11 protein-coding genes and 1 pseudogene are annotated in these 10,713 nt (G+C 65.0%); 9 read left to right on the forward strand and 3 right to left on the reverse strand.

Annotation, left to right across the window (positions count from 1 at the left end; translation table 11 throughout):
- The 4 genes from VEI45_RS06920 to VEI45_RS06935 form a co-directional block, all read left to right on the forward strand.
- Positions 1-1,152: acyl-CoA dehydrogenase family protein (locus VEI45_RS06920; RefSeq protein ID WP_324851403.1), on the forward strand; the 1,152-nt coding region annotated here is incomplete at its 5' end.
- Positions 1,153-1,160: 8 nt separating this feature from the next.
- Complete coding sequence (locus tag VEI45_RS06925; RefSeq protein ID WP_324851405.1) at positions 1,161-2,108, forward strand: crotonase/enoyl-CoA hydratase family protein; 948 nt, start codon at positions 1,161-1,163, stop codon at positions 2,106-2,108.
- Between the two features lie 23 nt (positions 2,109-2,131).
- Entirely contained in the window at positions 2,132-2,854 is a 723-nt protein-coding gene (locus VEI45_RS06930) for a PaaX family transcriptional regulator C-terminal domain-containing protein (RefSeq protein WP_324851422.1), read from the forward strand.
- Positions 2,851-3,618, forward strand: coding sequence for a crotonase/enoyl-CoA hydratase family protein (locus tag VEI45_RS06935; RefSeq protein ID WP_324851407.1), 768 nt, complete (start codon positions 2,851-2,853; stop codon positions 3,616-3,618). The genes VEI45_RS06930 and VEI45_RS06935 overlap by 4 nt, the downstream gene beginning before the upstream one ends.
- Before the next feature lie 17 nt (positions 3,619-3,635).
- Here VEI45_RS06935 and VEI45_RS06940 read toward each other — a convergent pair whose 3' ends face one another.
- From VEI45_RS06940 to VEI45_RS06950, 3 genes and pseudogenes are all read right to left on the reverse strand, one after another.
- On the reverse strand, positions 3,636-4,808 hold the full coding sequence (locus VEI45_RS06940) for an FAD-dependent monooxygenase (protein ID WP_324851409.1): 1,173 nt from the start codon (positions 4,806-4,808) through the stop codon (positions 3,636-3,638).
- Between the two features lie 88 nt (positions 4,809-4,896).
- Positions 4,897-5,364 carry a DUF3060 domain-containing protein gene (locus tag VEI45_RS06945; protein WP_414687417.1) on the reverse strand — a complete coding sequence of 156 codons (468 nt, stop codon included), beginning with the start codon at positions 5,362-5,364 and terminating at the stop codon, positions 4,897-4,899.
- Positions 5,365-5,398: 34 nt separating this feature from the next.
- Positions 5,399-5,656 (reverse strand): annotated as a pseudogene (locus VEI45_RS06950) (DUF3060 domain-containing protein); the annotation flags it as partial.
- Positions 5,657-5,813: 157 nt separating this feature from the next.
- Here VEI45_RS06950 and VEI45_RS06955 point away from each other — a divergent pair.
- The 5 genes from VEI45_RS06955 to VEI45_RS06975 form a co-directional block, all read left to right on the forward strand.
- Positions 5,814-6,461 carry a TetR/AcrR family transcriptional regulator gene (locus VEI45_RS06955; RefSeq protein WP_324851411.1) on the forward strand — a complete coding sequence of 216 codons (648 nt, stop codon included), beginning with the start codon at positions 5,814-5,816 and terminating at the stop codon, positions 6,459-6,461.
- A 259-nt stretch (positions 6,462-6,720) separates the two neighbouring features.
- Positions 6,721-7,095: a 30S ribosomal protein S12 gene (gene rpsL, locus VEI45_RS06960; protein ID WP_324851413.1), complete on the forward strand. Its 375-nt coding sequence runs from the start codon at positions 6,721-6,723 to the stop codon at positions 7,093-7,095.
- Positions 7,095-7,565, forward strand: coding sequence for a 30S ribosomal protein S7 (gene rpsG / locus VEI45_RS06965; RefSeq protein ID WP_324851415.1), 471 nt, complete (start codon positions 7,095-7,097; stop codon positions 7,563-7,565). Before rpsL ends, rpsG begins: the two co-directional genes overlap by 1 nt.
- A gap of 72 nt (positions 7,566-7,637) precedes the next feature.
- Positions 7,638-9,743 carry an elongation factor G gene (gene fusA / locus VEI45_RS06970; RefSeq protein WP_324851418.1) on the forward strand — a complete coding sequence of 702 codons (2,106 nt, stop codon included), beginning with the start codon at positions 7,638-7,640 and terminating at the stop codon, positions 9,741-9,743.
- Positions 9,744-9,901: 158 nt separating this feature from the next.
- Positions 9,902-10,713, forward strand: an 812-nt coding sequence (locus VEI45_RS06975; RefSeq protein WP_324851420.1) for an elongation factor Tu, incomplete at its 3' end; no start/stop codon positions are given.

Below are 10,713 nucleotides of genomic sequence, written 5' to 3' on the forward strand. Positions count from 1 at the left end.
TACGACCCGGAACTCACGGTGCCAGCGACAAAGCCCGGGCTCACCGCGGGCATGTCGATGACCGAAAAGCAGGGCGGCTCCGATGTCCGCGCCGGCACCACCCAGGCCACCCGCAACGCCGACGGCACCTACAGTCTGACCGGCCACAAATGGTTCACCTCGGCGCCGATGTGCGACATCTTCCTGGTACTGGCACAGGCGCCGGGCGGGCTGTCCTGCTTCTTTTTGCCACGGGTGCTGCCCGACGGCACCCGCAACCGGATGCTGCTGCAGCGGCTGAAGGACAAACTCGGCAACCACGCCAATGCGTCCAGCGAGGTCGAGTACGACGGCGCGACCGCGTGGCTGGTCGGCGAGGAGGGCCGCGGTGTGCCGACCATCATCGAGATGGTCAACCTGACCCGGCTGGACTGCACGCTGGGCAGCGCCACCAGTATGCGCACCGGGCTGACCCACGCTGTCCACCACGCGCAGCACCGCAAGGCATTCGGCGAGTATTTGATTGACCAGCCGCTGATGCGGAATGTGTTGGCGGACCTCGCCGTTGAGGCCGAGGCCGCTACCATGGTGGCGATGCGAATGGCCGGCGCCACCGATAGCGCCATCCGTGGAGACCAGAGGGAAGCGCTGCTGCGCCGGATCGGACTGGCGGCGAGCAAGTACTGGGTGTGCAAGCGCGCCACGCCGCACGCGGCGGAGGCGCTGGAATGCCTGGGCGGCAACGGTTATGTCGAGGATTCCGGGATGCCGCGGCTGTACCGTGAGGCGCCGCTGATGGGTATCTGGGAAGGCTCCGGCAATGTCAGTGCGCTGGATACCTTGCGCGCCATGGCAACTCGTCCGGAGTGCGTCGACGTGCTGTTTGACGAGCTCGCCAGGAGCGTGGGCCAGGATGCACGGTTGGACGGCCACATCGAACGGCTGCGCTCCCAGCTCGGCGAGTTGGAAACGATCACTTACCGGGCCCGAAAGGTCGCCGAGGACATCTGCCTGGCGCTGCAGGGCTCGCTGCTGGTGCGCCACGGACATCCCGCAGTTGCTGAGGCGTTCTTGGCGACCCGCCTCGACGGACAGTGGGGCGGCGCGTTCGGAACCATGCCCGCCGGGCTGGATCTCGCGCCGATCCTGGAGCGAGCCCTGGTAAAGGGCTGAGCCCCAATATGACTCATGCGATCAGGCCGGTCGACTTCGACAATTTGAAGACGATGACCTATGAGGTCACCGACCGGGTTGCGCGGATCACGTTCAATCGGCCCGAGAAGGGCAACGCGATCATCGCCGACACCCCGCTGGAGCTGTCGGCTCTAGTCGAGCGGGCCGATCTGGATCCAGGCGTGCACGTCATCCTGGTCTCCGGCAGGGGTAAGGGTTTCTGCGCGGGTTTCGACCTGAGCGCCTACGCGGATCGCACCGGCTCAGCCGGTGGCACCGGCACCTACAGCGCGTACAGCGGGACTGTGCTGGACGGTACGACGCAGGCGGTCAACCACCTACCGAATCAGCCGTGGGACCCGATGATCGACTACCAGATGATGAGTCGCTTCGTGCGCGGCTTTTCCAGCCTGATGCACGCGGACAAGCCCACGGTGGTCAAGATCCATGGCTACTGTGTGGCCGGCGGTACCGACATCGCCCTGCACGCCGACCAGGTGATCGCCGCATCCGACGCGAAGATCGGCTACCCGCCAACCCGGGTCTGGGGAGTGCCGGCCGCCGGGCTGTGGGCGCACCGGCTGGGCGACCAGCGCGCCAAACGCCTTCTGCTGACCGGGGATTGCATCACCGGGGCGCAAGCCGCCGAGTGGGGACTGGCGGTCGAAGCGCCCGACCCCGAAGACCTCGACGAGCGCACGGAGCGCCTGGTCGAGCGGATCGCCGCGGTGCCGGTCAATCAGCTGATCATGGTCAAACTCGCGCTCAATTCGGCGCTGCTGCAACAGGGGGTGGCCACCAGCAGGATGGTCAGCACCGTCTTCGACGGTATCGCCCGGCACACACCGGAGGGGCATGCGTTCGTCGCCGACGCCGTCGAGCACGGCTTCCGCGATGCGGTGCGTCATCGCGACGAACCGTTCGGGGACCACGGACGCCGGGCATCCCAGGTCTGACGGTCGACCCGATGCCGAAATCGCTGGCCCGCATGACCGCCCGGTCGGTGGTGCTCAGCGTGCTGCTCGGCGCGCATCCGGCGTGGGCCAGCGCGGCTGAATTGATAAGGCTTACCAACGACTTCGGGATCAAGGAAGCCACGTTGCGCGTCGCGTTGACCCGGATGGTCAGCGCCGGCGACTTGATCCGGTCGGCAGACGGCTACCGGCTCTCCGAGCGACTGCTGGCTCGCCAGCGCAGGCAGGACGACGCCATGCGACCACAGCTGCGACCCTGGCACGGACACTGGACCACGGTGATTGTCACCAGCGTGGGTACCGATCCCCGGACCCGGGCCGCGTTGCGAACCACGCTGCACAACAAGCGTTTCGGGGAACTGCGCGAGGGCGTGTGGATGCGGCCGGACAACATCGAGCTCGACCTGGGCGCGCAACTGCGTGCCCGGGTGCGGATAGTGCAGGCCCGCGATGACGCGCCCGCCGAGTTGGCCGGCCAGCTATGGGACCTGCCGTCGTGGGCCCGCACCGGTCACCGGCTGCTCGCCGAGATGTCGAAGGCAACCAATGTTCCTGCTCGGTTCGTGGTCGCCGCTGCGATCGTGCGCCACCTGTTGATCGACCCGGTGCTGCCTGCCGAATTGGTGCCCGCGGACTGGCCGGGTGCGCGACTGCGCGCTGCCTACAACGATTTCGCCGCCGAACTGATCGAGCGGCGCGACGGTATCCGATTAGTGGAGGCGACATGAGCGATCCAGTACGCGTAGAACGCAATGGCCCGGTGACCACGGTGATCCTGAACCGGCCGGCGGCCCGCAACGCCGTCAACGGCCCGACTGCGGCCGCACTGTTCTCGGCGTTTGAGGAGTTCGATCGTGACGACACCGCTTCGGTGGCGGTGTTGTGGGGCGATAACGGAACCTTCTGTGCCGGTGCGGATTTGAAGGCGTTCGGCACGTCGGAGGCCAACGCGGTGCACCGGACAGGGCCCGGGCCGATGGGGCCGACGCGAATGGCGCTGTCGAAACCGGTGATCGCCGCGGTCAGTGGCTACGCCGTCGCCGGCGGCCTGGAGCTCGCGTTGTGGTGCGACTTGCGGGTGGCCGAGGAGACCGCGGTGTTCGGGGTGTTCTGCCGCCGCTGGGGGGTGCCATTGATCGACGGCGGCACCATCAGGCTGCCCCGGCTGATCGGGCAGAGCCGGGCAATGGACATGATTCTCACCGGCCGTTCGGTCGACGCCGCCGAAGCGTTAGCGATCGGGCTGGCGAATCGCGTTGTGCCCAAAGGGCAGGCCCGTGAAGCCGCCGAGCAACTGGCCGCCCAGCTGGCCGCACTGCCCCAGCAGTGTATGCGCTCGGATCGACTATCGGCGCTGCATCAGTGGGGGAAGAGCGAATCAGACGCTCTTGATTACGAATTCGCCAGCATTTCCCGGGTGGCCGCTGAAGCGATGGAAGGTGCTGGACGTTTCGCGGCTGGCGCGGGCCGCCACGGCGCAGCCGGCGGGTAACGGCCTGGTCGTGCGACTCAGTAGCTCGGTAGGGTGAAAGAACGCCCGACGGCCAGCGACTGCCTGGCCACCAGCTTGCTGACCGCTGGGATGTGCAGCAGCCGAAGACCGACGTTGCGCAGTCGGGCGCGCCAGCCCGAGGAGAAATTGTCCGTCTTCAGGGTGTCGACAGCGAGCTTCTGACACCGCGCGACAAACGGCGCCAATAGCCGTTGATATTCGACGAATGCGGCGGCGTAGTCGCCACCTGCCGCTCGCAGCTCGTGAGCCAGCACGTAGGCCCCGACCACCGCGAGGCTGGTCCCCATGCCCGAACGGGGCGAGGCGCACCAAGCCGCATCGCCGATCAGGCATACCCGTCCGCGTGAGTAGGAGCCCAGGTGGACTTGGGCGATCGAGTCGAAGTACACCTCAGTGGCCTCGGCGAGCCCTTCGAGCAAAGTGGGTACCTGCCAACCCATCCCGGCGAACCGCTCGGCGAACAACTGTTTGTTGCGTTCGACATCTTGATAGTCGAAGTCGAGCTGCGGGTCGGTGAGATAGAAGCTCGCTCGCGCGGGCTTGTCGGGGTCGGTGGCCTGCAACACCGCGGTTCGACCGGAAACTGCACAAGCTACGCCGCAATGGTCGAGCCGCAGGCGGTTCTCGATGTCGAAGAACCCGAAACACTGTCCCAGCTGCGTGACGCACTGCTCTTCCGGGCCGAAAACCAGGCCGCGCACGCCGGAGTGCAGCCCATCAGCGCCAATTACGAGGTCATAGCTGCCCGTCGATGCGTCGCTGAAGGTGACGTCGACCCGCTCTCGGTCGTCCTCGACGGCCGTGACATGAACGCCGAAGCGGTAATTGACATCGTCACGGACGGCTTCGTACAGGATGCGGGCCAGGTCGCCCCAGAAGATTTCCAACTCGCCGCTGATGACTTCGGCGGGTAGCCGGCCGACTTCCTTGCCGCGTTCGTCGACGAGGATGAGCGGACCCATCTGCGTGGCACTCGCTCGCACCTGAGCCAGCAGACCCATCTTCTCGAGCACCACGAGCGAGGTGCCCCGAAAGTCGACGGCCTGACCACCGGTGCGTAGTTGGCGAGCCTGTTCGGTAATCGTCACGGCATGGCCTTGCCTGCTGAGCCAGAATGCTAGACACGGCGCGGCGATGCCACTGCCGTTGATGAGGATCTCGAACGGCATTGCAACCCTTCCGTTTTCGCGAACGCTTGAGATTCACGTTACCGGGCCGGCCAATGGCAGCCCGCTCGCAGGCGCCGCTTGCAGGGGACTAGCTGGCCTTGTTGATGGTGTTGCCAGTACCGAGGTTCTCGACCTTGGGGTTGCCGTCTTTGTAGGTGATCGTGTTGTTGAACCCGACAACGTTGAGATTTTTGTCGATCTTGTCGAGGGTGATCTTGTTGTCCGCGCCGCCGATGCTGACCGTCCCGCACGTACCGTTGACGGTCAGGGTGTTGTTGGAGCCGCCGACGTTCAGCGACTTCCCGTCGCCGCAGTCGAGAGTGGTTGTGGTGCCGAGGGATGTGTAGTTGATCGTATTGCCGATGTCGAACTGCGCACCCGTGCGTGTCGTCGAGGGCGTCGAGCTCGTCGAAGTGGGGGAGGCTGTCGACGGGACCGCGTTGTTGTTCTTGCCGCCGCAGCCGACCATCCCGAACATCACCACTGCGGCGGAAAGCGTCAGGACCAGCGGCCCGGCTAGCGGTCGAGACGAGGCGTCGGTGTTGGGTGCGCGCATTCTTCGCTTACCCCGCAACCTGACTGATGCGGTTGACAGTGATGTCGTGGACGACGTTGTCGGCGACGACGGTATGACCCGAGCCCATCAGCGTCACCGCCCAGCAGGTGCCCAGCGCGTTGACGGTGTTCCGCGTCCCGTCGACCAGCAGCGTGGCGCCATTGCAGTCGATCGTCCGCTCGACGCCAACGCCCGTGACGTGAGTATCGCCATTTCTGGCGTTCCCGGTCGGCGCGCCGGCGACCAAGGCTCGGCATGGGAGCGTCGTTTCACGGTCGGCTCCTCTCGCCATGGCGCGTTGATCTGCTCGAGGAGAGCGTACGTGGATTGTCGCCACCTCGGGCCGCTCTCACCGGCCACATTTTCGGCAGACTAGAGTTTTCCGCTGATTAACCATCGAGGAAGCGATGGTGGCCAACCCGGTCAATGTACTCCGAAGGGCGATCGCCATGGCAGCCGAGCCCCAGTCACCGGCCGGTCGGTCGGGCGCCGGGGCGAAGTCTGCGGCCCGCCCGGCCAGACTGAGCCGCGACATCATCGTCAACGCCGCGCTCACTTTCCTGGACCGGGAGGGCTGGGACGCGTTGACGATCAACGCGCTGGCGACGCAGCTCGGCACCAAAGGTCCGTCGCTGTACAACCACGTCGACAGCCTGGAGGACCTGCGACGCACGGTGCGGATGAGGGTGATCGACGACATCATCACCATGCTGAACCGCGTCGCCGAGGGTCGGGCCCGCGACGATGCTGTGCTGGTCATGGCCGCCGCCTATCGCAGCTACGCCCATCACCATCCGGGTCGCTACTCGGCGTTCACCCGGATGCCGCCAGGTGGCGAGGACCCTGAATATGCCGCCGCCACCAGGGGCGCAGCCGCACCGGTGATCGCGGTGTTGTCGTCCTACGGGCTCGACGGCGGCGAGGCCTTTTATGCGGCGCTGGAATTCTGGTCCGCACTGCACGGCTTCGTGCTGCTGGAGATGACCGGCGTCATGGACGACATCATCGACGCGGACGCGCTGTTCTCGGACATGGTGCTGCGGCTGGCGGCCGGCATGGAGCGCCGCAGCAACCCGGCGCCCGATAAGCCCCGGTAATGCGGCATCGGACGGCAACTCCATCGCTTTGACCTGCCCGACCGGCGGCGGGTATTGTGGTAGCTCGTGCCTGGCGGCTTAAGGCGCTTCACCTAAAGATGCGCACGCCGGGCCAATTCGCATGTCCACGACGCTACGGATGAAGTATGCGGCGGGCGCGTGTGACACACCCGGCCGCGGGGTAGTGCGGCCGGGCATAACTGCAGTACAGAGACTTGAACCACCGAGAACGAAACACAGCGAGACAGAAAGCCGGTAAATGCCAACCATTCAGCAGCTGGTCCGCAAGGGGCGCCGCGACAAGATCGCCAAGGTCAAGACCGCGGCCCTCAAGGGCAGCCCGCAGCGCCGTGGCGTGTGCACTCGCGTATACACCACGACTCCGAAGAAGCCGAACTCGGCGCTTCGGAAGGTGGCGCGTGTGAAGCTGACCAGCCAGGTTGAGGTGACGGCGTACATCCCCGGCGAGGGTCACAACCTCCAGGAGCACTCGATGGTCCTGGTGCGTGGCGGCCGGGTGAAGGACCTGCCCGGCGTGCGGTACAAGATCATCCGTGGCTCGCTCGACACTCAGGGTGTGAAGGACCGCAAGCAGGCTCGCAGCCGCTACGGCGCCAAGAAGGAGAAGAGCTAATGCCGCGCAAGGGGCCCGCGCCGAAGCGTCCGCTGGTCAACGATCCGGTCTACGGATCGCAGCTGGTCACGCAGCTGGTCAACAAAGTTCTGCTGAAGGGGAAGAAATCGCTGGCTGAGCGCATTGTTTATGGTGCGCTCGAACAAGCCCGGGAAAAGACCGGCACCGATCCGGTGATCACGCTCAAGCGGGCTCTGGACAATGTCAAGCCAGCCCTGGAGGTGCGTAGCCGCCGCGTCGGTGGTGCCACGTATCAGGTGCCCGTCGAGGTGCGGCCCGATCGTTCCACGACGCTTGCGCTGCGCTGGCTGGTCAGCTTCTCCCGGCAGCGTCGGGAGAAGACCATGATCGAGCGCCTGGCAAACGAGATCCTGGATGCCAGCAATGGCCTGGGGGCCTCCGTCAAGCGACGCGAAGACACCCACAAGATGGCCGAGGCAAACCGCGCCTTTGCGCACTATCGCTGGTGAGAACGCCGGCGACGAGGCCGGGCGCAAACTGACGGCGAACTGACAATCAACTGAAAGAGTGGGAAGACTTCTGTGGCACAGAAGGACGTGCTGACCGACCTGAGTAAGGTCCGCAACTTCGGCATCATGGCGCACATCGATGCCGGTAAGACGACGACGACAGAACGCATCCTGTACTACACCGGCATCAACTACAAGATCGGTGAGGTGCACGACGGCGCCGCCACCATGGACTGGATGGAGCAGGAGCAGGAGCGCGGAATCACCATCACCTCCGCGGCGACCACGACGTTCTGGAAAGATAACCAGCTCAACATCATTGACACCCCGGGGCACGTCGACTTCACCGTCGAGGTGGAGCGCAACCTGCGGGTGCTCGACGGAGCCGTGGCCGTCTTCGACGGCAAGGAAGGCGTCGAGCCGCAGTCCGAGCAGGTGTGGCGGCAGGCCGACAAATATGACGTCCCGCGGATCTGCTTCGTCAACAAGATGGACAAGATTGGCGCCGACTTCTACTTCTCCGTCAAGACGATGGGGGAGCGGCTCGGCGCCAACGCGGTGCCGATCCAGTTGCCGATCGGCTCCGAGAGCGAATTCGAGGGCATCGTCGACCTGGTCGAGATGAACGCCAAGGTATGGCGTGGGGAAACCAAGCTGGGCGAGACCTACGACACCATCGATATCCCCGCCGAGCTGGCTGAGACGGCCGAGGAGTATCGCACCAAGCTGCTGGAGATCGTCGCCGAGACCGACGAGGAGCTGCTGGAGAAGTACGTCGGCGGCGAGGAGATCACCGTCGCCGAGATCAAGGCGGCGATCCGCAAGCTGACCATCGCCTCGGAGATCTACCCGGTGCTGTGCGGCAGCGCATTCAAGAACAAAGGCGTGCAGCCGATGCTGGACGCCGTGGTCGACTACCTGCCGTCGCCGCTGGATGTGCCGCCGGCCGTCGGGCACGCACCGGGTCACGAGGACGAGGAGATCGTCCGGCACGCCACGACCGATGAGCCGTTCGCAGCGCTGGCGTTCAAGATCGCGTCGCATCCGTTCTTCGGCAAGCTCACCTACATCCGGGTCTACTCGGGCACCGTGGAGTCCGGCCGCCAGGTCATCAATGCCACCAAGGGCAAGAAAGAGCGGCTGGGCAAGCTGTTCCAGATGCACTCCAATAAGGAGAACCCCGTCGAGCGTGCCTCGGCGGGCCACATCTACGCGGTGATCGGCCTCAAAGACACCACCACTGGTGACACGTTGAGCGACCCGAACCACCAGGTCGTGCTGGAGTCGATGACCTTCCCCGCCCCGGTCATCGAGGTGGCTATCGAGCCGAAGACCAAGACCGACCAGGAGAAGCTGAGCGCCTCGATTCAGAAGCTCGCCGAGGAGGACCCGACCTTCAAGGTGCATCTGGATCAGGAGACCGGCCAGACCGTGATCGGCGGCATGGGCGAGCTGCACCTGGACATCCTGGTCGACCGGATGCGCCGCGAATTCAAGGTCGAGGCCAACGTCGGCAAGCCGCAGGTGGCGTACAAGGAGACGATCCGCCGCAAGGTGGAGAACGTCGAGTACACCCACAAGAAGCAGACCGGCGGCTCCGGCCAGTTCGCCAAGGTCATCGTCACCGTCGAGCCGTTCACCGGCGAGGACGGCGCCACCTACGAGTTCGAGAACAAGGTCACCGGTGGCCGGATACCGCGCGAGTACATCCCGTCGGTGGACGCCGGTGCGCAGGACGCCATGCAGTACGGTGTGCTGGCCGGCTACCCGCTGGTGAACGTGAAAGTCACCTTGCTCGACGGCGCCTACCATGACGTCGACTCCTCGGAGATGGCGTTCAAGATCGCGGGTTCGCACGTCATGAAGAAGGCGGCCGCAGCGGCTCAGCCGGTGATCCTGGAACCGATCATGGCCGTCGAGGTCATAACGCCGGAGGATTACATGGGCGACGTGATCGGTGACCTGAACTCCCGCCGTGGCCAAATCCAGGCCATGGATGAGCGGGCTGGTGCACGTGTCGTTAGGGCGCACGTGCCGCTCTCGGAGATGTTCGGCTATGTCGGCGACTTGCGGTCGAAGACTCAAGGCCGGGCGAATTACTCCATGGTGTTCGACTCGTACGCCGAAGTGCCGGCAAACGTGTCGAAGGAGATCATCGCGAAGGCGACGGGCGAGTGAGTATCAACTCACGAGCACGGAGGCGAGCAATCGGCCGAAGCGAAGGCGACGGGCGAGTGAATCGCTACGGGGAGTAACCTTGCCCGGTCACTACCGCGGCACAACAGAAATAACAACACTGCTTTAACAAGCACCAACAAGTCCAGGAGGACACAGAAGTGGCGAAGGCGAAGTTCCAGCGGACGAAGCCGCACGTCAACATCGGGACGATTGGTCACATTGACCACGGCAAGACCACACTGACCGCGGCGATCACCAAGGTTCTGCACGACAAATTCCCCGATTTGAACGAGACGCGGGCGTTCGACCAGATCGACAATGCGCCCGAGGAGCGTCAGCGCGGTATCACCATCAACATCTCCCACGTGGAGTATCAGACCGAGAAGCGGCACTACGCGCACGTCGACGCGCCGGGCCACGCCGACTACATCAAGAACATGATCACCGGTGCCGCGCAGATGGACGGCGCGATCCTGGTGGTCGCCGCCAACGACGGCCCGATGCCGCAGACCCGCGAGCACGTGCTGCTGGCCCGGCAGGTCGGGGTGCCCTACATCCTGGTAGCGCTGAACAAGGCCGACATGGTCGACGACGAGGAGCTGCTCGAGCTGGTCGAGCTGGAGGTCCGTGAACTGCTGGCCGCCCAGGAGTTCGACGAGGACGCTCCGGTCGTGCGGGTCTCCGCACTGAAGGCGCTCGATGGCGACCCGAAGTGGGTCGAGGGCATCGTCGAGCTGATGAATGCGGTCGACGAGTCCATTCCAGACCCGGTCCGCGAGACCGACAAGCCGTTCCTGATGCCCGTCGAGGACGTCTTCACCATCACCGGCCGCGGCACCGTGGTCACCGGCCGTGTCGAGCGTGGTGTGATCAACGTGAACGAGGAAGTCGAGATCGTCGGCATCAAGCCGTCCACCACCAAGACCACGGTCACCGGCGTGGAGATGTTCCGCAAGCTGCTCGACCAGGG

The sequence above is a fragment of the Mycobacterium sp. genome (assembly GCF_035623875.1).
GTDB lineage: Bacteria > Actinomycetota > Actinomycetes > Mycobacteriales > Mycobacteriaceae > Mycobacterium.

Bases quoted from the DNA above. Each gene is read 5' to 3' on its own strand.
- VEI45_RS06925 (WP_324851405.1), top strand. From the start codon at position 1,161: ATGACTCATGCGATCAGGCCGGTCGACTTCGACAATTTGAAGACGATG.
- VEI45_RS06935 (WP_324851407.1), top strand. From the start codon at position 2,851: ATGAGCGATCCAGTACGCGTAGAACGCAATGGCCCGGTGACCACGGTG.
- VEI45_RS06940 (WP_324851409.1), bottom strand. From the start codon at position 4,808: ATGCCGTTCGAGATCCTCATCAACGGCAGTGGCATCGCCGCGCCGTGT.
- VEI45_RS06945 (WP_414687417.1), bottom strand. From the start codon at position 5,364: ATGCGCGCACCCAACACCGACGCCTCGTCTCGACCGCTAGCCGGGCCG.
- VEI45_RS06955 (WP_324851411.1), top strand. From the start codon at position 5,814: ATGGCAGCCGAGCCCCAGTCACCGGCCGGTCGGTCGGGCGCCGGGGCG.
- rpsL (WP_324851413.1), top strand. From the start codon at position 6,721: ATGCCAACCATTCAGCAGCTGGTCCGCAAGGGGCGCCGCGACAAGATC.
- rpsG (WP_324851415.1), top strand. From the start codon at position 7,095: ATGCCGCGCAAGGGGCCCGCGCCGAAGCGTCCGCTGGTCAACGATCCG.